The sequence below is a fragment of the Solobacterium moorei genome (genome assembly GCF_036323475.1).
Classification (GTDB): domain Bacteria; phylum Bacillota_I; class Bacilli_A; order Erysipelotrichales; family Erysipelotrichaceae; genus Bulleidia; species Bulleidia moorei.
The window spans coordinates 919,243-942,891 of the sequence record NZ_AP028934.1; the positions used below are offsets into that span (position 1 = coordinate 919,243).

Below are 23,649 nucleotides of genomic sequence, written 5' to 3' on the forward strand. Positions count from 1 at the left end.
TATGAAACTACGTGAGTTATTTAAGAAACGTGTAGAAGTGATTGCTTGCAACGATTTAACAATTTTCGGTGATGTCATAGGTTACTATCCTGCTATGGATACTGAGTCTGGTGAAGATGAAATTGATATTTTTCTAATGGGAGAAATCTAATTCTTCTTTTAAAAGAAAGTGATATTAGGGTCATTGAGAAATTATTGCCAGAATGAATTTTATGGTATTTGTTTTGATTTTTACCATGGAATACTATTGTAAAACTGTGTTATGGTTGCGTTAATAAGGAATATACAGTAATATCTATGAGTCTTTTATAGAAAACTGATTATACTGGTCGGGAATACAAAAGCTCGATCAGTTTTTCTTTGATGAGATTAAAAAGCAGAGGAAATTTATGAATTTTACAGATTTAGAACTTAAGGAGCCGATACTGAGTGCCGTCAATAAGGCAAAGTATGAAACACCATCACCAATCCAAGAAAAAGCAATCCCTGTTATGTTGGAAGGCAAGGACATCGTTGCCTGTGCTCAAACTGGTACAGGTAAGACAGCCGCTTTCGCATTACCAATTTTAAATAAGCTTGAATATAAGAAGAAACATCAGATTCGTGCTTTAGTATTAACACCTACACGTGAGTTAGCTGTACAAATCTTCGAAAACTTTAAAAAGTTTGGAAGATATTTGAAGTTACGTGCTTGTTGTGTATATGGTGGTGCACCATCTAGCCCACAAAGAAAAGCACTCCGTAGTGGTTGTGATATTTTGATTGCGACTCCAGGTCGTTTAAACGACTTTATGGTTCAGGGTGAGATTGTCTTGAGTGATATTGAAGTATTTGTACTTGATGAAGCAGATCGTATGTTGGATATGGGATTTATTGGGGATGTACGTACAATCGCCAGCCGTATTCCAGAAGCTCGTCAAACTGTTATGTTCTCTGCAACAATGCCAAAAGAAATCAAAGAATTGGCAAATGAACTATTACATGATCCAGTGGATATTCGTGTGGCTCCACCAGCAAGCCCAGCTGAAACAATTACACAGTATCTTGTATACTGTGAAAAAGCAGATAAGAAGCGTGTACTAAAGGATATGCTTGTAAGTCCTGAAGTTACAAAGGCCATTGTATTTACAAGAACAAAGATTGGTGCCGATCGTTTAACTAAGAAGTTAATAGAAGATGATATCAAAGTTCTTACAATCCATGGTGATAAAACACAGGGCCAACGTCAGAATGCCTTGCAGCGATTTAGAACAAATCAAGTAGACGTGTTGGTTGCGACAGATGTTGCGGCACGTGGTATCGATATTTCAGGTATTTCACATGTATTCAACTATGATTTACCAGAGGAAGATGAATCTTATATCCACCGTATTGGTAGAGCTGGAAGAGCTGGGAAAGAGGGTATTTCTATTTCTCTATGTTGTCATGAAGAACTAGGCTTGCTTGTGTCAATTGAAAAGATGTTAAAGAAAGAGATTCCGTTAATCAGGACAGAATACTCTACCGAATTAAAACGTAAAAAAGCAAGTGATGATAAATCAAATCAACGACCATCATTTAAGAAGAAGTTAGATTCTCGAAGTGGTAGTGATAAGAGTAAGAAGCGTGATAAAAACAAGCGTGATAACAAAAAGAAATGTGATGATGGTGCATCGAATAAATCGATACATAAATCTACAAAGCCAAATAAGTCACGTAAGCCTACTGATAGAAAGCCACGTCATCAAACAAAGAGTTACAAGCCAAGAAGAAAGAATCGTGATCGATAAAGAAAATGCAGACTCATATCTGCGTTTTTTACGGCTATTGATTTAAATGTGCAATATAGTTTTCTGCTTGTTTGATACCATCTACTGCACTAGAGACGATACCGCCAGCATATCCGGCACCTTCACCGCATGGATATAACCCTTGAATTGTTGAACTGCTACCATCATCGTTACGAAGTATTTTGATTGGAGAAGAGGAACGTGTTTCCAGTCCTATCATAATACCTTGATCAATCCAACCATGAATTCTTTTGTCGAATTGTTTCATGCCTTCTTCCATCGCAATATTTACTTCGTCTGAGAAGAATGCATGCATGTCTTTCATGATTGTGCTACGTGGATAAGAAGTTTGAATGACAAGTTTATCGGAAGGGGTATGTTTCAAATAGTCTTTGATATTCTGTGCTGGTGCCGCAAAGCCTTCATAATAACCTAGTTGTTCTAATTTCTTCTGAAACTGAAAACCATCAAGAGGATGTCCTTGATCAAAGTCCCTACGTGGTATTTGTACAAGGATAGCACTATTGGCATTCTTACCTGCACGCATGCTATAGGACATTCCATTTACTGCAAGACTGTTTTGTTCGGTAGATGCAGGGATGACAATACCACCTGGACACATACAGAATGAGTATACACCGCGATTGACAGATGTCTTAACGGTTAGTTGGTAGGATGATGCTTTGAGCGTAGGGTGACCATAGTGTTTACCGTAAGTGCTTTGATCGATGAGCCCCTGTGGATGCTCAACACGTACACCAATCGCAAAATCTTTTTGTGTAATTTCAACACCTTGTGCAAGGAGTGTTTCGTACGTATCACTAGCGCTATGACCAGTACATAATATTACGCTATCAGTTGAAAAGTCTTGCTTATTTGTATGAATACCAACAATTTGATTATCGTTTAAATATAGACTTTCTAGTTTGGTATCAAAGTGTATTTCACCACCAAAACGAATAATCTTTTCGCGTATCTTTTTTACAATTGTCTGTAGTACATCGGTACCTAGGTGAGGACGCTGTTGGTATTGAATGGCAGGGTTGGCACCAGCTTCTACAAATTCTTCATATACTTTAGAAACCCGCACATTCTTCATACGTGTCGTTAGTTTTCCATCTGAGAAGGTTCCGGCACCGCCTTCACCAAACTGTACGTTTGATGATTCTAAGAGTTTTCCCTTAGTGAAAAATGCATTGATATCTTTGGCACGTTGTTCAACTGCTTGACCACGTTCAATAATGATTGGATTAAGTCCAACTTCTGCTAAGATAAGACCAGCATACATTCCACTTGGTCCAAATCCTACGATGATAGGTCTTTGCTTAGAAGACTTTGTAGCAGTTGGAAGAACATATACTTCTTTCGTTTCTTTTTTCACATCGCGGTTCTTGAGATATTTATCTTCGTTTTTAATAGACGCATACACACTATAGGAATAGTGAAGATCATCACCTCTAGCATCAATAGATTCACGGTCGATTTCAAAGGATTGAATATCATTAATAGAACAGCGTAATTTCTTAGCAATGTGATGAATGGAAAAAGTCTCTCCAACTTCACAACGTATCTGGTTTATTTTTAGCATAATGTACCTCTTAATAATGATTATACAATAGCATCCTCTCTTTTGATTAGAGATTGATTTGCGTTATAATTTGAACATGAAAATCGCAAAACAAAAGAAAATAAAATCGAGTGAAGATGGTCTTCTTGTAAAGAATATATTATCCAAACATATGGGCTTTTCAAGACGTGAAATCAGTAGATTCCATGTATCTGGTTCAATATATCTCAATGATGAAAAGTGTAGACTGACACAAGAGGTGCATACAAACGATATAGTAACGGTACGTACAGAGGAACCTATCTTAGAATTAAAACCTATAATCCTTTATGAAGATACTGATATTGTTGTGGTAAATAAACCGGCAGGAATTCCAAGTCATGCAAGTGCAGAACACTTTGATGATGATATGGGTTCTATTTTGAAACGTTATTATCAAGACGATACTTTTACAGTTAGAACTGTGGGACGTTTAGATAAAGGTGTTTCGGGAATTGTAGTATATGCGAAAACAAAACAGATGGCCGCACTTTTAGCTTCAGCTCGTGAGGAACAATTATTACATAAAGAATACTTGGCAATCGTAAAAGGGAAGTTCGAAGAAAAGCGGGGTAAGTTAATCTACACTCTTGGAAAAGAGAAGGGCATACGTGGGAGAAGTGTTACTGCAGATGGTCAAAAATGTATTACTAATTATGAAGTGATTACGGAAGGTAATTTCTTTTCGCTTATAAAAGTTCATATTGAAACTGGAAGACTGCATCAGATTCGTGCAGGAATGGCTTACTTTAAACATCCTTTGATTGGTGATCATCTCTATGGTGGTAGTATGCATGCGATGAAACGACCTGCGCTGCATTGTTGGAAGGTGGAGTTTATCCATCCAAAGACAAAGAAACAGATTTCGATAGAATGTGAATTACCAACTGACATGCAAAAGGTAGTCGATAAACTTCAGGAAACAATTACGACAGCGTAAGATTTGTAATCAAAAAAATTTAGGCATAGAATCAATTATAGAAGTACGCAAAGGAGTATCTGTATGAAACAGGAAAATCTTGATAAGATTATTGCGTTTCGTCATGTGTTACATGAACATCCCGAATTGTCTAATCACGAAGTGCATACAAGAAAATTAATCAAAGAATTCATCGCACAAAATATGTCCAAGTATCTTGTACTTGATGAAGGGGATTGGTTGTATTGCATGAAGCCATATCAAGCTACAAAGAAGACAATTGTATTGCGCGCGGACCATGATGCGATTATGAATTCTTCAAATACACCATTTCATGGCTGTGGTCATGATGGACATACTGCAATTTTGTTGGGCGTAATGTTAGAGGAAGAGGATAGAGAAAGTGAGTATAATGCCATCTATCTTTTCCAACCAGCTGAAGAAAATGGTAGTGGTGCAGCTATCTGCAAACCATTATTTGAAAAGTATCATGTAGATAGCATTTTTGGTTTGCATAATATGCCTAATTTAAGAAAGAATGTGATTTACTATCGACCAGAGACAGTCATGTGTGCTTCGGTAGGCTATCGTATTTCTTTAACGGGAGTACAAAGCCATGCCTCAGAACCTGAGAAAGGATGCAATCCAGTCTATGTCTTATCTGCATTTGCTAAATCTATAGAACCTCTAGCAAAGCAGACTGGTTTTAAACCCTTTACATTTGAGAACTATCACTTCAATTCACTTGCGATGATTACGATTATCCATATGAATGTGGGTAGTTTGAATTTTGGCATCTCACCAGCAAATGGCGAAATTTGTTTGACTTTGCGTGCTGCTAAAGAAAATGAACTAGCGGTATTAGAAGGGTATATTCGCTCTTACTTTGAAGGATTAAAAGAAAAGTTTGAGGTAAGTATTGAAGTATTTGATCGCTTTGACGAAAATTACGCAGATCCTGCACTAGTAGAAGAAACGGTTGATACGCTAAAGTCTAGTGGATTAGAGGTAGAAGCGCTAATGGAACCAATTCGTGCCAGTGAAGATTTTGGATATTATAAGAGATTTGCACCATGTATGTTCGTCTTTGTTGGAATGGGAACTTGTCCTTCTTTACATCATGATTCCTATATATTTGATGATAAAATTATTCCTACCGCAGTGCGTATGTTTGGAACAATCATTCGATAGTGCTTGCATGTATTTCACAAGCACTATTTTTCATTGACTTTACAATACTTTTTTGTGAAAAAGGGTTGTTTTTTCTATGGGAATGGAATACTATTAAAAAGCAAGGTGATAACACCGAATGCGCCGATAGCTCAACTGGATAGAGCATTTGACTACGAATCAAAAGGTTGCGGGTTCGACTCCTGCTCGGCGCGCCATTTAAAAAAGCCCGCTACAAGCGGTTTTTTTATTAGGATATTTATGCTATCAAATGAGGGAGGACAAAAAGATGAGTGATTTTGAAAGCAAAATTAGTTCAGCTGTCCGTGAGGCAGTGAAGCAAGTGTACGATATTGATGCAGATGATTCAATATTGATTGTTGAGACCCCACGTGATCCAAAGATGGGAGATTATTCAACTAGTGTAGCTATGCGCCTTTCCCGAACATTGCATAAGAGTCCATTAGATATTGCAGGACCTATCGTTGAAAAGTTAAAGGAAATCTACACAGAAGCTTCTTCTATCGAAGTTGTAAAGCCAGGTTTCATCAACTTCCGTTTAAAGAAGGATGCTTTAGCTGAAGTGATTAATACTGTTATCAACGCAGGTGATGATTATGGCAAGAATAACACTGGTGCAGGTGTGAATGTATTGGTTGAGTGGGTATCCGCTAACCCTACAGGTGACTTACACTGTGGACATGCTCGTAACGCTGCTTGGGGTGACTGTATCTCACGTCTTTACGAAGCAAGTGGTTATAACAACTACAGAGAGTTCTATGTTAACGATGCTGGTAACCAGATTGTGATGTTAGGAGAATCCTTAATTTCTCGTTACTTTGATCACTTTGGAAAAGAATATCCACTTCCAGAAGATGGATATCATGCACAAGATATTATTGATATCGCAAATCAGATTGCGGAAAAAGATGGTGACAAGTGGTTAAACGCTGATCCCGCAGAACGTCTTGAATACTTCAAGAAGACAGGTGTTGAGTTAGAATTAAAGAAGATTGAGAATGACTTAAAGATATATCGTTGTGATTTCCAAAACTTCCAGCATGAAACATTCTTCTACGAAAACAATCGTAAGCGTATCAATGATTGCTTAACAAAGATGGCCGATATGGGTCTGACATATGAAAAAGATGGTGCTCTATGGTTTAAGAGTACTGAATATGGCGATGACAAGGACCGTGTATTACGTAAGAGCGATGGAACATTGTCTTATTTAACACCAGATATCGCTAACCACATCTATAAGATTGAAAGAGGCTATGATCACTTAATCAACTTATGGGGTGCTGACCACCATTCCTATGTAACACGTATGCAGTCTGCTTTAACAGCATTAGGTTATCCAGATGCCCTTATGGTAGATATCATCCAGATGGTACGTATGGTTGAAGATGGCAAGGAAGTGAAGATGTCCAAACGTACAGGTAACGCAATTACGATTCGTGAGTTATGCGAAGACGTAGGCGTTGACGCTGCTCGTTGGTTCTTCGTTTCTAAGGACGTTGCAACTCACATGGATTTTGATATGAAGTTAGCCCGTTCTAAAGATAACAACAACCCTGTATTCTATGCACAGTATGCATATTCTCGTATGCATTCCATTATGAACAATCCTAAGATTCCTGCCTTCACACAGGTAGCTACTTATGATCGTCTAAGTGATGAGAAGGAATTACAGTTGATGAAGCTCATTAGTGAATTCCCAATTGAAGTTGCAAATGCAGCAGCAAGCAGAAAGCCAAACAAGATTACTGAATATATCATTTCTCTTGTTAAGGTTTACCATAGCTACTACAACAGTTCACGTGTAAATAACCCAGAAGATCCTGAGTTAACAAACCAACGTTTAGGCTTAGTGAAGGCTACAATGATTACATTGAAGAACGCTCTTAACCTTGTTGGTGTAGAAGCACCTGAATCAATGTAATTGAAAAACAAGAACGATATATGGAGTCCCTGTAGTGATGATATAGGGGCTCTTTCTTGTGAATTATAGGTATTTTTCAATAAGAAGAACAAGATGATGTTTACAAAAAAATACAAAATTTTAGGCAATATGTTTCCAATTATAGAAAAAAAAACGATTATAATAATAATATAGATTTGAAACCGGTTACATATCATGCGCGCGATATGTAGCCTCAATGAAAAGACAATAGGAGGAAAGCAAATGTCTAACATTCATGTAACGAGTGAAATCAAAACACTCAAAAAGGTTTTATTACACAGGCCAGGAGAAGAATTATTAAATCTTACACCTGATACATTAGGAGAATTATTATTTGATGATATTCCTGATCTTTATGAAGCACAGGTTGAACACGATCGTTTCGCTAAGATTTTACGTGACAATGGTGTAGAAGTTGTTTATCTAGAAGATTTAATGGCTGAAACACTAGATGCTCATCCAGAAATTAAGGAACAGTTCCTTGATCAATGGTTAGTTGAATCAGGTGTTCATACTCCTGAATATCACAAGATTATTAAGGACTACTTAGCTAAGCTTACAAATACTAAGGAATTAGTTCTAAAGACGATGGCTGGTATCACATTCAGAGAACTCGGTGAAATCCACACAAATTTCTTGGTTGACCGCCTTGAAACTAACTCACACTTATTAGTAAATCCAATGCCAAACCTATACTTTACACGCGACCCATTCGCTTCTGTAGGTAATGGTGCAGTTATTAACAGAATGTATTCTGTAACAAGAAATCGCGAAACAATCTATGCAGATTACATCTTCAGATTCCATCCAGAATATGCTGGAAATGTTCCAGACTTATATGGACGTAATAACCATTTCCATATCGAAGGTGGAGACGTATTAAACGTTAATGAAAAACTCTTATTCATCGGTATTTCACAGAGAACACAGGCTGAAGCTATTCAGGAGTTAGCTATGAAGATGTTCTATGAAAACGAAGGAAATAAGATTGAGACAATTTTAGCTTTCAATATTCCTAATTCACGTGCATTCATGCACTTAGATACAGTATTTACACAAATTGATACTGATGCATTTACAATTCATCCAGGTATCATGGGAACATTACAGGTATTTGCTGTTACAGCAGATCGTGCAAATCATGATGTTCATATCGAAGAACATACAGGTAAGTTAGAAGATATTCTTGCTAAGTTCATGGGCTTAGATAAGGTTCGTTTATTCCCTTGCGGAGCTGGAGACCCATTAGCGGCTGAACGTGAACAATGGAATGATGGCTCTAATACACTAACAATTGCACCAGGTAAGATCATCGTTTACAAGCGTAACTATGTTACAAACCAATATCTAAAGGATAATGGATTTGAAGTATTAGAATTAGATGCATCCAACTTATGCGTAGGACGTGGTGGACCAAGATGTATGTCCATGCCATTAGTTCGTGAAGACTAAGTTTAAAATTGAATAACCATAAAAATAGAAAAATAAGAAAAGGAGCTATTATGGGCGTTAATGTTAGAGGAAGAAGTTTTTTGACACTATTAGATTTTACATCAGATGAAATCAGATATTTCTTAGAATTATCTGCTGAATTCAAGAGATTAAAGGCTAATGGTGTCGACCACAGTTATTTAAAGGGCAAGCAAGTTGTTCTCTTGTTCGAAAAGACATCTACAAGAACACGTTGTGCATTCGAAGTTGGTGCACGTGACTTAGGTATGGGTGTTACATTCCTAGATTCTGGATCATCACAGATGGGTAAGAAGGAATCATTAGAGGATACAGCCAAGGTATTAGGTCGTATGTACGACGGTATCGAATACCGTGGATTCAAGCAGGAAGTAGTTGAAGATCTTGCTAAGTATTCTGGCGTTCCTGTATGGAATGGTTTAACAGATTTATATCACCCAACACAGATGTTGGCTGATATCTTAACAGTTAAGGAAGAATTTGGTGATGTTAGAGGCCGTAAGTTAACATTCTTCGGTGACGCTCGTAATAATGTTGCTAACTCATTGATGATTGTTTGTGCTAAGTTAGGTATGCACTTCTGCGCATGCGGACCTAAGGAGTTAATGCCTTCAGATGAACTTGTTGCTAAGTGCAGAGAAGTAGCTAGCAAGACGGGTGCTGAAATTGAATTAACTGATGATATCAAGATCGGTGCTAAGGATGCTGATGTTCTTTACACAGACATCTGGGTATCAATGGGCGAACCAGAAGAACTATGGGAGAAGAGAATCAAGCTCTTACGTCCTTACCAGGTTAATAAGGAATTGATGGCTATGGCTAAGCCAACTGCTATCTTCCTACACTGCTTACCATCATTCCATGATCGTAACACAACAGTTGGTGAGAACATCTATCAGAAGTTTGGCTTAGAAGCTATGGAAGTTACAGATGATGTATTCTTAGGCACACAAGCTAGACAATTTGATGAGGCAGAGAACCGCATGCATACAATTAAGGCTGTTATGTATGCTACTCTGAAGTAATCACATGGCAAAGCGTATAGTAGTAGCTCTTGGAGGTAATGCCTTAGGCAATACCCCTGAAGAGCAGCTTGAATTAGTTCGTCATACTGCTAAGACTATCGTTGACTTAGCACAGGACGGCTATGAAGTAATCGTTGGCCACGGTAATGGACCACAGGTTGGAATGATTAACCTGGCTATGGAATTCTCATGCACAAAGGGTGGCAATACTCCATATATGCCATTCCCAGAATGTGGTGCGATGTCCCAAGGCTATATTGGTTATCATTTACAACAAGCTATTCAGCAGGAATTAAAGGCTCGTGGCATTGACAAGGAATGTGCAGCTGTTGTTACACAGGTAGTTGTTGATGCAAATGATCCAGGATTTGCGAAACCTACAAAACCAGTAGGAAGCTTCTATACGAAGGAAGAAGCAGATAAGATTGCTGCTGAAAAGGGCTTTACATTTGTAGAAGATGCAGGGCGTGGATATCGTCGTGTTGTACCTTCACCAATTCCACAACGTATCGTTGAACTAAAGGTTGTTGAACAACTTGTTAAGGCTGGCGACATCGTTATCACAGTTGGTGGCGGAGGAATCCCTGTAGTTGAAACAGAGCAAGGATTAAAGGGCGTTGCAGCTGTTATCGATAAGGACCGTTCTAGTGCATTACTAGCACAGTCCATTGGCGCAGATATGTTGATTATCCTAACTGCAGTCGACAGAGTATGCATTAACTATAACAAGCCTGATCAAAAGGAACTTCCAACAATGACGTTGGAAGAAGCAGAGAAGTATATTGAAGAGAAGCAATTTGCTCCTGGAAGTATGCTTCCAAAGGTTCAATCATGCATGGAATTCGTTAAGAATAACACACATGGTGGAACAGCTTTAATTACATCATTGCAAAAAGCAAAAGTTGCTTTACAAGGTGAAACAGGCACCATTATTACTAAATAATTAGAAGGGGGGATAGTATGTCTGTGAAAGCCAAAAAACGCTCACTAACAGCGTTTACAATTTTATTTATTATTTTAGCAGTACTTTGTTTGATTTCAGTATTCTTAAATGGACAACCAATTAGCGATAGCTTAATCAGTGGTTTAAACCCTGAGAAGTATGGCGAATTAGTTGACATGGTTGCTAACGGCGAAACCGTTACGGTTGTCGGTGCAAAGTTCAGTGATTTCTTCATGGCATTCCCAAGAGGATTTGTGGATGCTGCTGACTTGATTGTATTTATTATGGCTATCGGTGGATTCATCGGTGTTGTAATGAAGACTGGTGCTCTTGAAGCTGGTGTTTATCACTTAGTTAAGAAGATGCACGGCAAGGAAGAAGTTCTGATCGTTATCTTGATGATCTTATTCTCTATCGGTGGCTCCACATACGGAATGGCTGAAGAGACAATCGGTTTCTACGCTTTGATTACTACAGCATTGGTAGCAGCTGGCTTCGATACAATGGTAGCAGTTGCAACTGTATTGCTCGGTGCAGGATGTGGTGTATTAGGTTCAACAATTAACCCATTTGCTACTGGCGCAGCTATGGCTGCATTGCAGAGTGTTAACGTTCCTTATGACAACACATTAGTTATGATTCTTGGCTTTGCATTGTGGTTTACCTCACTTGCAATCGCTATTTTCTTCGTATTAGGTTACGCTAAGAAGGTTAAGGCTGATAAAGGCTCAACAATTCTTTCTCTACAAGAGCAGGAAGATATGCGTGAACACTTTACAAAGGAAGATGGCAACAAGTTAGAATTTACAGGCAAGCACAAGGCTGTATTAATTGTATTTGCAATCTCATTTGCAGTTATGATTGCTTCATTGATTTCTTACATCGACATCAACTTTGCTGGTGATGAAGAAGCTTACTTAGCAGTACTTGGATGGACTTCATTCTTAACAGGTGAACCTTTAGGTCTATGGTACTTCTCTGAGTTGGCTGCTTGGTTTACATTCTCAAGTATTCTTATCGCTATCATGGCTAGAATGTCTGAAAGAGAATTCATCGATACATTCTTAGACGGTGCGAAGGATCTATTATCAGTGGCAATCGTAATCGCAGTTGCTCGTGGTATCACAGTCGTTATGAAGACAACTCATATGGACTTCTGGATTTTGGACAAGGCAGCAGGTATGTTGATGGGTGTTCCGGGATTCGTATTCGCTCCTCTATCATATGTAATTTACTTAGTATTGAGTTTCTTAGTTCCTTCAACATCAGGGCTTGCTGGATTCTCAATGCCAGTAATGGGTGGTTTAGCAAATACATTAGGCTTCAACGCTTCAATTATGATCAATATCTTCTGTGCTGGTTGCGGATTAATCAACCTCTTCACACCAACATCTGGTGTAGTAATGGGTGGTCTAGGTGCAGCTAAGGTTGAACTAAAGACATATATGAAGTGGGGTATGAAATTATTTGTAGCGATTGGTATTGCAAATATCGTTGTTCTATCATTAGCAATGATGATAATCAAATAATCAAAACTAAAATATGTTTGAATAGAGTTCCGGCTGTGTGAGAGCACGGTCGGAACTTTCCGCTTTTATACAAATATGCTATGATATGTACAACAGAGGTACAAAATTTATGACAAAGACAGCAACTATCCAAGATAGCTGGACGTCGGAAACTAATCCTATTTCTTTTTGCTCGTTTGACTATGAAGCAATTGAGAAGCCAACCAAAGCTTTAATGCATCAGGCTGCCCGTTTTATGTACTTTAATAAAGGCGTCGGTAAGATTAAAGTAGATGGCGTGGAGTATGATATAAAACCACATACACTATGCGCAATTACACCTTGGAAGATTACAGATATCATTGATGTAAGAGATACCTTACACCTTAATCTAGTAGTTTATGATTATCAATTTATTAACACAATGCTCAAGGTAACACCAGGCTTGGAAGAAGAAAGTGTTGACCTTTTGAATTTCCTTGCAGTTGAACCGATTGTATATTTAAACGATGAACAAACAAAGTACGTAGATGGAATCATGTCACACCTACAAGAGGAACTTGGCGTTGATTCCGCATTGGTCAGGCAACCCAATAAGCCGTTGTCTTTCTTATATTCACTTGTTAAAATTATTGAATTAATGGTGGCGTATCGTCGCTATTTTAAGGCTAGTGAAGAAGTAGTGAATGAAGAAAATGCATCCGTCATGCAGAATTCGATATTGAGTTATATTTATTCCCATTCTTCAGAGCGTTTAACGCTTGAAAAGGTTGCAGAAATATTTTTTATATCAGAATCAACATTATCAAAGAAGTTAACTGATTTAACAGGTACTACATTTACAAAATTATTAAATAATATCCGTATTGAAAAAACATCAGACTATTTAATTTATACGGATATGACACTAGAAGAAATTGCCATTTTACTCGGTTTTGCGGATGCTTCACATCTATCAAAACACTTTGTGGAGAAGGTAGGTATTACCCCAAACAAATATCGTAAGATCTACAGTAAGGTAAAATCTGGATATAATCGTGCAGATAAGAACGTTGCATTTGAAGTAACGAACTATCTCTATAAGCACTATGATACAGAGAAGTTACTTGCTAGTACTATGGCTGAGAAATATGGTGTAAGTGTTTCGGAATTAAACCGATCATTACTCTATTATTCCGAGAAGAACTTTGAAACATTATTAAATTTTATTCGTATTAACAAAGCTAGTGAATTATTGATTTCTACAACATATTCTGTCTTAGATATTGCGGTAGCTGTAGGTTATAACAATATCAAGACATTCAATCTTAACTTTTACAAATTTAAAGCAATGACACCAACAGAATTCCGTACAGGCATTACTTTACAAAAAGTAGATCGTTCTGAAAGTGGTTTTGCTGGATAACTATAATTAGAAAGTTGGGTAAATAATGAAACCATTCTATGTGACAGGGCATATGAATCCAGATTGCGATGCAATCGTATCCGCAATCGCGTATGCCCATCTGAAACAACAACTAGGGCAAGATGCTATTGCATGTGCTTTAGGCAAGGCAAAGAGTGAAACACAGTATTTATTACAGAAGTTTGGTTTTGAACATCCTAAGCTAATCCATACAGCTAAATGCATGTTATCGGAAATAGAAAAGGATGATCCATTACTTGCAGGCCCAGATTTAACAATGAAAGAAGCATTAGACCTTATTTTATCTCGTAAAAATAAAGGTATTTTCATCGTTGATGAAAAAGAAAGACTTTTAGGATTGTTATCTGTTTCTGACTTAACAAAGCTTTGGGCAGAAAGTGGTAAGTCTTTGAAAGACTTAATCAGTACTGCTACATTAACCAATATCGCAAGAGTACTAAAAGGCAAGTATTATTGCGAATCAAAACAGTATCATCCAAGTGGTATTGTACAGATTATGCCTTCCATGTCTGATAAGCCAGAAGTATATAAGAATTCTATTGTAATTGTACGCAATAATCCGGATATTCAACGCTTTGTAATTGAGGCAGATGCAGCACTTGTGGTTGTTTCTGGTGAAGATTGGATAGATGAAGTTACTTTATCCTATGCAAAAGCAAAGGGTGTATCCATGCTGCATACGGATTACTCCGTTATTGAATGCTCACGTTTGATTTATCAAACACCATCTGTTAAATCTGTTATGACAACAGATGTTATGACATTCCAAGAAACAGAGTATGTTGACGAAGTAAGTGATCATATTGCGAAGACACGTTATCGTACCTATCCTGTTTTGGATAAGGATGGTAGGGTTGTAGGAGCTATCTCGCGTTATCACTTATTCCACTATGAAAAGAAGAAATTTATCCTGGTTGATCACAATGAAGCGATGCAATCTGTACGTGATTTAGAGTTTGGCGAAGTGGTTGAAATTGTTGATCACCATCGTATGGGTGGCATTGAGACGGTGACGCCTATCAATATCGTTGCACGTACTGTAGGAAGTACAGCCGCAATCATTACTGGTTTATATAAATCATCACATATCAAATTACCAAAGAATCTTGCAGGTATTCTTCTTGGTGCTGCTATTAACGATACGATGTGCTTGCAGTCACCAACAACCACAACTTTTGATCATGAGATGGTGAAGTACTTGGAAGAAGTATCTGGGACAAAGGCAATTGACCTATATCAAGAGATGCTGGATGCTTCAGATTCAGTCACAAATAAGACGGATGTAGAGTTGCTCTATAATGACTTTAAAGAGTTTAGAATCAATGGAACAAGAATTGCGATTGCACAAGTACAGTGCAAGAAGGATGATTACTTTGCAATTAAAGTTCACTTCCATGCATTCATGAAAGAAACTGCAGAAGTACAGCATTATGATTTAGTATTAACATTGTTTACTGATCCTATGGGATCAGGATCCTACTTCTTGGTAGCGGGAAAGAAGTCTAATATTATTGCGGAAGCCTTTGGCGATATCCTCAACAAAGAACATTTTGGAAAGGGTATTGTATCTCGTAAGAAACAAGTATTACCAATTATTATTGATACCTTGAAATGATATACTTGTAGTATAAGAGGTGATAATCATGAAAAAATTTATTGTGGATGGAGGTTTTTGGGAGATATTCCCAGAAGCTTGTATTGCGGTTTTAGCTGTAAAGAATGTTCAGGAGTCTATTCATTTGGATGATGAAAAGGCAGCTGAAATCAAAGCACTATTAGATAGTGCAAATGAAGGTGCTAAGAAGTACTTAACGAGTGAAGTGATTTCTGAAAACGCAGTTGTAAAGACATGGCGTGAGGCATATTCAAAATTTCCTACAAAGAAGGGTGCACGTTGTTCAATCGAAGCTTTACTAAAGCGTGTACTGCATGGTACACCAGTCGGAACTATCGCACCAACTGTTGATATTACAAATGCAATCTCACTAAAGTATGCATTCCCAATTGGTGCTGAAAATATGGAGACCTTCAAGGGAGATTTACACTTAGGTATTATGAAGGGTGGAGAAGATTTCTGGCCAATTGGTTCAGATAAACCAGAACCACCATTAGCAGGTGAAATTGCATACTACGATGAGGAAGGTGTTATCTGTCGTTGTTGGAACTGGCGTGATGGAAAGCGTACAGAAGTAACAGATGATACAACGGTTGAATTCATCGCAATGGAATGTGTTGAACCAAACCGCGTAGGTGAATTACAAGAAGCAGTCGATGAACTAGCAAATCTTTTAACACATTATGTTGGTGCTGAAGTAATCAATAAACAGATTATCAATATCAACACAAAAGAAACAATGATCCAAGAATAAACAAAATGCGCACTCTTTCATAAAGAGGCGCATTTCATATATGTATAAGAAAAGAGATGATATCAATAGTATCATCTCAAGCATTAACCAACTTACTTTCCTGAGTTTGAAGCCATGAAGTCAGACCAGATTGTGTTCAGTTTTTCAATCTGTTCATCTGTTACAGAGTAAACTACAACATCTTCACCTAACTTCTGAACTCTCATGTAGCCGTTGCTGTAAAGAGTAACGTTATATGTGCCTTCCTTGTCAGCTACTTCAACACCAAATGCTGTATCCTTTTGGTTGAAAGAAACCTTGTCTTTAACAACTTTTGTTGAAAGTGTCTTTAATTCATCGGCGATTGCGTTAACAACATCCTTATGGTCTGTGATTGTTTCGCGTTGAATTCCAGATTCTGGATCAACATAGATAACAGAAACCTTTGTTGGTTCCTTTGTTAACTTCTCAGAAATGCTCTTAGTAGATAATGCGTTTGCACCACAGCCAGCCAAGAATAGTAAACCGGCTAATACAAATGTGCCTAATGTCTTTTTCATCTTAATCCCTCCAAATATACTGATAAGAAATATACCTAAGAATATAGCATATATCGTATAAAAAAAGATATATTTTTACCATGCTACTCAATGATAATATAAAGAGAATAAAACGAACAGAAGAATTATCTTTAAAAGATTACAAAATAATTAAATTATGATAATAAAATATAAAATTTACATAAGCATTTACAGTATATGAAAAAACTTACAAATGATGAATTGAGCATATATTTTGTGTTATTTCTTACTGTGATATAAAGTTTAGTTGTATAAAATATAAAGGAGGCAAATTATGGTAGATGTAATTATCATTGGTGCAGGGACTGCTGGTTTATCAGCGGCTATTTATGTACAAAGAGCAGGAAAGAAAGCTTTAGTGTTAGAAGAGTCTACTTATGGTGGACAGATCATCAATACAGCAGATATAGAAAACTATCCAGGTATCAAACATATTTCTGGGTTCGATTTTGCGACAGATCTTTACAATCAAGCAAAAGACTTAGGCACAACTTTTGCGTTTGAAGGTGTAGTGAAGATTGAAAACTGTGAGGACGAAAAGGTCGTTTACACGACAAAGAATGAATATCATGCAAAAGCGATTATTATCGCTACTGGTATGAAGCGTAGAGAACTAGGAATTGAGCGTGAAAAGGAACTAACAGGTAAGGGTGTATCCTATTGTGCAACTTGTGATGGTATGTTTTTTAGAGGTAAAAATGTAGCTGTAAATGGTGGTGGTAATGTAGCGGTTGAAGATGCAGAGTATTTAACACGTTTCTGCAAACGTGTATATATTATTCATCGTCGTGATGAATTCCGTGCTGATGAAGCTGAAGTAGTAAAACTTGATGGTAAGGAAAACCTTGTAAAGGTAATGGATAGTACCGTTACAAAACTAAATGGAGATGACCGTCTACATTCCATTGAAGTAACAGATAAGAATACTGGTGAAACAAAGACATTAAATGTGGACGCTTTATTTGTTGCAATTGGACAAATTCCAATGAATCAGATCTTCTCTGATATTGTTGAATTAGATGAACGTGGATTTATCAAAACAGATGAAGAATGCCGTACATCTGCTAAGGGCATTTATGCAGCAGGAGATTGTCGTGTAAAGACCGTTCGTCAATTAACAACAGCTGCTAGTGATGGTGCTATCGCCGCTTTGAATGCATGTAATACTTTATAAGTATTATTTCAAGATATATGCCTCTGTTAGTACATATAAGTGATATAATAATATTAATAACAAGAGGTAGGTATAATGAATCAGATAAAATGTATATTTTTTGATTTAGGCTGGACCCTTCTAGAACCATGCAGCGGTGATTGGAATTTGAATCAAAAATTCTATGAACTATTTTCTCGAGAGAAAATTTCGAGACTCGACTACAACGTATGGCAACATGCATACAATACAGCGTATTTACCATTTATTGAAAATCCAAAAATGACAAGTGAACAGGAGCAGATCGAAAGATATACCCGTTTCTATCTAACGTTGTTTGATCAAGCAAAGTTAGATGGAACATTTCAACATGCAGTAAAGCTTGCGGTTGATATGGTAGAGAATCTTGCAACAATGAGTTTAATACCAGGTTCCTTAGAAACACTAAAAACATTAAAGGATGAAGGGTATCGTATTGGAATTATTTCTGATACATGGCCATATATTGGAAAACGTATTCATGCATTCAAACTGGATGAATATGTTGATCAATACACGTATAGTTATGAATTAGGTGTTTTGAAACCTAATGTACTTATGTTTCAAGATGCATTAGAAAAATCTGGGTTTAAACCTGAAGAGTGTATTTTCATTGATGACCAGATAAAGAATCTCGAAGCCGCAGGATCTCTGGGAATTCATCCTGTACAAATCGTTTATCATGAAGGTGCTGAAACAGGAGAATATCCAATGATTCAAAAACCAAGTGATATTCTGAATTTACTAAAACAATATCAATAAGCATAGTCAAGGTTTTCAAATCCATTATGTATTATCATTGATATATAGATTGGAGAAATTAAAAATGTTAAATGTAGGAGTAAAAGCACCTGACTTCAAATTGCTGGATCAAAATGGTGTAGAACATACACTTTCTGAATATAAAGGAAAGAAGGTAATCCTCTATTTTTATCCAAAGGATAATACATCAGGTTGTACAGCAGAAGCTTGTAACTTCCGTGATCGCTTGCCACAAATCCAGGAAAAGGGAACGATTGTATTAGGTATTTCGAAGGATAGTGTAAAATCACATAAGAAGTTTGAAAGTAATTATGATTTACCGTTTACATTATTATCTGACGAAAGTACAGAAACCATTCAAGCATATGATGTTTGGGTAGAGAAATCTATGTATGGTCGTAAGTATATGGGAATTGAACGTTCAACTTACTTAATTGATGAAAAAGGTATTATCATCAAGACTTTCCAAAAAGTAAAAGCTACAAGCCATGTTGAGGATGTTGTAAAAGAGTTATAAAGACATAAACTGCCGTAGGGCAGTTTCAGCCTGTTGACAAACAAATAAGGAAAAAAAGCAAAAAATAAAGTATAATAAAGAAGCAGAAGATCTCCAATTCCCAAAATCGGTAATTCTTCTGCTTTTTATTTTGCAAAAAGTAATCATGGTATAATAATAACGGGAATTGGAGAGTGATTATCATGACAATGACATGCAGGAATAATATAAAACACGACAGTATAATATTTGATACTATTGATAACTTAGTACCACCAGATCACATGGTCAGAAAGCTTGAAGAAGCTGTTGACTGGAACTTTATATATCCTCTGGTAAAGGATCTGTATAGTTCTGAAGGAAGACCATCCATTGATCCGGTGGTTTTATTTAAGATGATATTCATTAACTTCTGTTTTGGCATCAACAGTATGAGAAAAACCTGTAAGGAAATAGAAGTAAATCTGGCATACAGATGGTTTATAGGATATGAAATGTTTGAGAGTATTCCAAATTATTCTACCTGGAGCCAGAACTATATACGTAGATATGGAGATTCTGATATATTTGAACAAATATTCAATAGAATACTTAAGGAAGCTATGGATGCAGGATTTGTTGATCTCGAAACAGTGTTTGGAGACGGAACACACGTTAAAGCCAATGCAAATAAAAGAAAACATACAGATGCAGAAATAGAAATCACAAAAAAATGTTTTGAAGATTCCCTGCTTGAGGAAATAAACCAAGAAAGAGCATTAGATGGTAAAAAAGAATTTCACTCATTAAACAGAACAGAACTGGATTTTGATTCTGAAACAGGAGAAGAAATAGAGATAGTAAAAACAAAAAGAGTAAAGCAAAGTACTACTGATCCTGAATCCGGGAATTATCATAAAGGAGAACATGAAGAATGTTTTGCGTATGAACAGCAGACATTCTGTGATAAACATGGATTCGTATTGAGCTTTGATACAGTCCCTGGAAATATACATGACAGTGTTTCATTCTTTGGTGCATACAGACATCTTCAGGGAAAATTTGGAGATCAAATTAAAAATGTATGTTTAGATGCAGGATATAAAACACCAGCCATTGCCAAAGAGATAATAGATAATCATCAGCAGCCAATACTTCCATATAAAAGACCTCAGACGAAGAAAGGCTTTTTCCCAAAAAGAGAATATGTGTATGACGAACACTATGACTGGTATATATGTCCAAACAATCAAACATTGACATATACAACAGTGAACCGACAAGGGTACAGGCAATACAAGAGTAATCCATTAATATGTGCCAGCTGTCCGTTGAAAGATAAATGCACCAAAAGCAAGAATAATACAAAAGTGATAACCAGACATGTATGGGCACCCTATCTTGAAGCAGCAGAAGAGATAAGGTATACCCCATTATGGAAGGAAATATATCCATTACGCAAACAGACAATCGAGAGAGTATTTGCGGAGGATAAGGAGAATCATTGCTTGAGATTCACACGAGAAAGAGGGTTAAAGAAAAATCGACATAGAACGTCGATGATTTTTGCATGCCATAATCTAGAAAGAATGGCACGATGGAAATGGGAAGCAAATCCATTTTTAAGCTTAATACCTCAAAATCAGTACTTTGTCTTATTGGAAAGTCAATATTATTGAAGTTTACAGACAAAATAAAAAGTGACATCGTTTAAAATGTCACTTTGTCAACACTCTGAAACTGCCGTAGGGCAGTTTTTTAAATTTAGATGGCAAAAGAATGTGATTTAAGATAATATAAGATTAGGTATTTGTTAATAAATACACATGGAGGGAAAAATGAATAATTACGCAAAGATTGCACTCAGTTCATTGATGGCTTTGTCTCTTGTTGCATGTTCAGGTGGCAAGTATAAAGCTGGAACTTACACGGGTGTAGCGGCTGGACGTAATGGTGACGTTAAGGTTGAAGTTACTGTTTCAGCAAACAAGATTGAGTCTGTAAAAGTGGTAGAGCAGCAAGAAACAGAGAGTATTGCGACAGAAGCTTTAACAACAGTTCCAGAAGCAATTGTAAAGAACCAGTCAGCAAACGTTGACACAGTCTCTGGCGCAACAATCACATCAAAAGCTATCATCGAGGCAGCTAAGAATGCTTTAGAACAAGCAGGTGCTAAGGATGATGGCAGTGCGAAGAAGCATGAAAATGTAAAGGTGACATATAAGGAAGGTACATATACAGGTACTGGCACAGGTTATAATGGTCCTATCAACTTAACAGTTACATTTACAAAGGATGGTATTTCCGAAATCGATTATAGTGACAACAAAGAAACAAATCATATCGGAACACCAGCATTTGATTATTTAGTAGCAGATGCTAAGGAAGCAAATGGTGCAGGCATCGATGTTATTTCAGGTGCTACATTTACTTCAATTGGTTTCAAGAATGCCCTAATTGACGCAGCAAAACAGGCAGAAGCTAGTGATTTAGATGGCTTTAAGAAGAATACAGTAGAACATAAAGCGGGTGAAGCAATCGAAAAGACAACTGACGTTGTTGTAGTAGGTGCTGGTGGTGCTGGTATGGCTACAGCAGTACAATCTGCACAGAATGGTAATTCAGTTGTTGTATTAGAAGTGAATGCCGAAATCGGTGGTAACACAGTTGCTTCTGGTGGACAGTTCCAGTCTGCACAATCATACTTAGTTTGGGATCCGGCTGATCCAGATGCAACAACAGGAGTTTATAAGGGTGTTACATACAACAAAGTTCATAACGCTACTGGTAACATCAAGGTATTAAAGGAAATCCTTAACTGGAATGAAAAGGAATTCGATAGCAAGTACTTTGATAACACGCCATTTGTAGCAGGTGATATTGAAACATTGTCACATGCTGGTGTGCACGCGGAATACTTAAGTACATTAAAAGAATTGAAGAGTGAGATTCAGGCTTACTTGAACTGGGCGCAGCCACAGTTAGATGCAGGTAAGGCAGAAGGTGAAATCACATTATTCTCAACTCCAAATCTACATATCTTCCAGACATATTATGGTGGATTAAGACCAAACGCTGAAAAGACATCATGGATCTATGGCTCATATGATCTTGTCAAGCAGTTCGTTGATGGTGGACAAGACCTCAAAGGTTGGTTAGAAAATCAAGGTGCAATCTTTGATAACTCTATTCAGCCAATTATTGTAGGTGCTTTATGGAATCGTGAAAATGACTTCAAGGGAAGTGATCTTGATGGAGATGGAACACCAGATCCAGATGGAAAGAATGTAAAGGGTAAGACAGTTTGGAATACATACTTTGCAACAACTAAGAAGACATTACTTGAAACAGCTGCTAACCATGCAGACAATGAAATCATGTTACGTACAAAGGTAACAGAACTTATCACAGATAAGGATGGAAAAGTGGTTGGTGTTAAGGGTGTTCAATATGATGGCACTCCAGTAACAATCCATGCTAAGAAGGGTGTAGTACTCGCAACTGGTGGGTACGCTGCAGATATTAAGCGTGTTATGGAAACAAATGACTACTGGGCTGATGGTGATATCACAACACATACACGTACAACAAACCGTTCTTCATTAGTAGGCTCTGGTATTGATATGGGCGTTGCTGTTGGTGCAGAAACAACAGGTATGGGCTTTGCTCAGATGATGCCTATCTCTTGGGTAGATAATGGCAACCTTGCATTTGGTGGTGGACACTATGCAATCTATATTAACCCTACAACTGGTAAGCGTTTCGTTAATGAAACAGGTGAGCGTGACGTGTTATCACTAGCTGAATTTGAAAATGGTGTAAGCTTTAATGGCACAAATGGAACAATTATGGATATCGCAAACTCCAACCAATTAGTTCCTGGTCCATATCCTTATGGAACACCAAAGGATGAAGATCTAACTCTTTGGGAAAGTGATGTTAAGGATAGACAGTACACAAGAACTGTTGATCAGTTAGGTGAGTTGTTCAAGCAGTTAGGCTTTGAATGCACACAAGAAGAAGTTATCAATACAATCAAGGAATATGATATGGCATTGATGACAGGTACTGAAAATACATTGAATCCAACAAAGACTGGTTGGACAACATTGATTGGTACAGCTGAAAAGGATGAAAATGGTAAGTATATCGTTGATACTTATAAACTTGAAGGTGTGAAGCTAAAGATTAGATTATTAGCTCCATCTACACACCATACAATGGGTGGTTTAGGGGTTGATGCACAGCGTCACGTATTAGATAAAGATGGTAATATCATCAAGGGTCTATACGCTGCTGGTGAAGTAACTGGTGGTATCCACGGTGGTAACCGTTTAGGTGGTAATGCGATTGTTGAAATTTTCGTTTCAGGTCGTACAGCTGCTGATACAATCGTTGCAGACAACAAGTAAAACGAACTTGGGAAGAGGTACAAGTGACCTCTTTCTTTTTTCTATCCTTTCATTCATGGTATAATCGCTAAGAAGAG

Annotated in this window: 19 protein-coding genes and 1 tRNA gene; 18 read left to right on the forward strand and 2 right to left on the reverse strand. The window is 37.3% G+C overall.

Features of this window, described 5'->3' with window-relative positions; all coding sequences use genetic code 11:
* Window position 1: 1 nt before the first annotated feature.
* Together RGT18_RS04675 and RGT18_RS04680 are read left to right on the forward strand one after the other, a co-directional pair.
* Window positions 2–151 carry a hypothetical protein gene (locus RGT18_RS04675; RefSeq protein WP_006525134.1) on the forward strand — a complete coding sequence of 50 codons (150 nt, stop codon included), beginning with the start codon at window positions 2–4 and terminating at the stop codon, window positions 149–151.
* Between the two features lie 238 nt (window positions 152–389).
* On the forward strand, window positions 390–1,769 hold the full coding sequence (locus RGT18_RS04680) for a DEAD/DEAH box helicase (protein WP_028078183.1): 1,380 nt from the start codon (window positions 390–392) through the stop codon (window positions 1,767–1,769).
* Between the two features lie 34 nt (window positions 1,770–1,803).
* Here RGT18_RS04680 and RGT18_RS04685 read toward each other — a convergent pair whose 3' ends face one another.
* Window positions 1,804–3,357 (reverse strand): NAD(P)/FAD-dependent oxidoreductase, encoded by a 1,554-nt coding sequence (locus RGT18_RS04685; RefSeq protein ID WP_051240991.1) that lies wholly within the window; start codon window positions 3,355–3,357, stop codon window positions 1,804–1,806.
* Between the two features lie 58 nt (window positions 3,358–3,415).
* Between RGT18_RS04685 and RGT18_RS04690 the strand changes: the two genes are divergently transcribed.
* From RGT18_RS04690 to RGT18_RS04740, 11 genes are all read left to right on the forward strand, one after another.
* Window positions 3,416–4,315 carry an RluA family pseudouridine synthase gene (locus RGT18_RS04690; protein ID WP_338175365.1) on the forward strand — a complete coding sequence of 300 codons (900 nt, stop codon included), beginning with the start codon at window positions 3,416–3,418 and terminating at the stop codon, window positions 4,313–4,315.
* Window positions 4,316–4,378: 63 nt separating this feature from the next.
* The gene (locus tag RGT18_RS04695; RefSeq protein WP_028078181.1) at window positions 4,379–5,485 is read left to right on the forward strand and encodes a M20 metallopeptidase family protein; all 1,107 of its coding nucleotides are present in this window, start codon (window positions 4,379–4,381) and stop codon (window positions 5,483–5,485) included.
* 120 nt (window positions 5,486–5,605) lie between these two features.
* Window positions 5,606–5,682, forward strand: a tRNA-Arg gene (locus RGT18_RS04700).
* A 71-nt stretch (window positions 5,683–5,753) separates the two neighbouring features.
* Entirely contained in the window at window positions 5,754–7,409 is a 1,656-nt protein-coding gene (argS, locus tag RGT18_RS04705; protein ID WP_028078180.1) for an arginine--tRNA ligase, read from the forward strand.
* Window positions 7,410–7,652: 243 nt separating this feature from the next.
* A complete protein-coding gene (arcA, locus tag RGT18_RS04710; protein ID WP_028078179.1) occupies window positions 7,653–8,882 on the forward strand; it encodes an arginine deiminase in 1,230 nt (409 codons plus the stop codon).
* A gap of 50 nt (window positions 8,883–8,932) precedes the next feature.
* Window positions 8,933–9,925, forward strand: coding sequence for an ornithine carbamoyltransferase (gene argF, locus RGT18_RS04715; RefSeq protein WP_006525141.1), 993 nt, complete (start codon window positions 8,933–8,935; stop codon window positions 9,923–9,925).
* Between the two features lie 4 nt (window positions 9,926–9,929).
* On the forward strand, window positions 9,930–10,868 hold the full coding sequence (gene arcC, locus RGT18_RS04720; protein WP_006525142.1) for a carbamate kinase: 939 nt from the start codon (window positions 9,930–9,932) through the stop codon (window positions 10,866–10,868).
* A 17-nt stretch (window positions 10,869–10,885) separates the two neighbouring features.
* Window positions 10,886–12,397 carry a YfcC family protein gene (locus RGT18_RS04725; RefSeq protein ID WP_028078178.1) on the forward strand — a complete coding sequence of 504 codons (1,512 nt, stop codon included), beginning with the start codon at window positions 10,886–10,888 and terminating at the stop codon, window positions 12,395–12,397.
* A 109-nt stretch (window positions 12,398–12,506) separates the two neighbouring features.
* Complete coding sequence (locus RGT18_RS04730; RefSeq protein ID WP_028078177.1) at window positions 12,507–13,781, forward strand: helix-turn-helix domain-containing protein; 1,275 nt, start codon at window positions 12,507–12,509, stop codon at window positions 13,779–13,781.
* Between the two features lie 25 nt (window positions 13,782–13,806).
* Entirely contained in the window at window positions 13,807–15,417 is a 1,611-nt protein-coding gene (locus RGT18_RS04735) for a putative manganese-dependent inorganic diphosphatase (RefSeq protein ID WP_028078176.1), read from the forward strand.
* A 28-nt stretch (window positions 15,418–15,445) separates the two neighbouring features.
* The gene (locus RGT18_RS04740; protein WP_028078175.1) at window positions 15,446–16,171 is read left to right on the forward strand and encodes a B3/B4 domain-containing protein; all 726 of its coding nucleotides are present in this window, start codon (window positions 15,446–15,448) and stop codon (window positions 16,169–16,171) included.
* 92 nt (window positions 16,172–16,263) lie between these two features.
* Here the strand turns inward: RGT18_RS04740 and RGT18_RS04745 are convergent, their stop codons facing one another.
* The gene (locus tag RGT18_RS04745) at window positions 16,264–16,710 is read right to left on the reverse strand and encodes a hypothetical protein (RefSeq protein WP_028078174.1); all 447 of its coding nucleotides are present in this window, start codon (window positions 16,708–16,710) and stop codon (window positions 16,264–16,266) included.
* A 295-nt stretch (window positions 16,711–17,005) separates the two neighbouring features.
* Here RGT18_RS04745 and trxB point away from each other — a divergent pair, with 295 nt between their 5' ends.
* From trxB to RGT18_RS04770, 5 genes are all read left to right on the forward strand, one after another.
* On the forward strand, window positions 17,006–17,905 hold the full coding sequence (trxB, locus tag RGT18_RS04750) for a thioredoxin-disulfide reductase (protein WP_028078173.1): 900 nt from the start codon (window positions 17,006–17,008) through the stop codon (window positions 17,903–17,905).
* 75 nt (window positions 17,906–17,980) lie between these two features.
* A complete protein-coding gene (locus RGT18_RS04755) occupies window positions 17,981–18,685 on the forward strand; it encodes an HAD family hydrolase (RefSeq protein ID WP_051240989.1) in 705 nt (234 codons plus the stop codon).
* A gap of 64 nt (window positions 18,686–18,749) precedes the next feature.
* Window positions 18,750–19,202 (forward strand): thioredoxin-dependent thiol peroxidase, encoded by a 453-nt coding sequence (gene bcp, locus RGT18_RS04760; RefSeq protein WP_028078172.1) that lies wholly within the window; start codon window positions 18,750–18,752, stop codon window positions 19,200–19,202.
* Between the two features lie 188 nt (window positions 19,203–19,390).
* On the forward strand, window positions 19,391–20,839 hold the full coding sequence (locus RGT18_RS04765; RefSeq protein ID WP_338176481.1) for an IS1182 family transposase: 1,449 nt from the start codon (window positions 19,391–19,393) through the stop codon (window positions 20,837–20,839).
* Window positions 20,840–20,998: 159 nt separating this feature from the next.
* Entirely contained in the window at window positions 20,999–23,572 is a 2,574-nt protein-coding gene (locus RGT18_RS04770) for an FAD-dependent oxidoreductase (RefSeq protein WP_245580948.1), read from the forward strand.
* Window positions 23,573–23,649 lie beyond the last annotated feature (77 nt).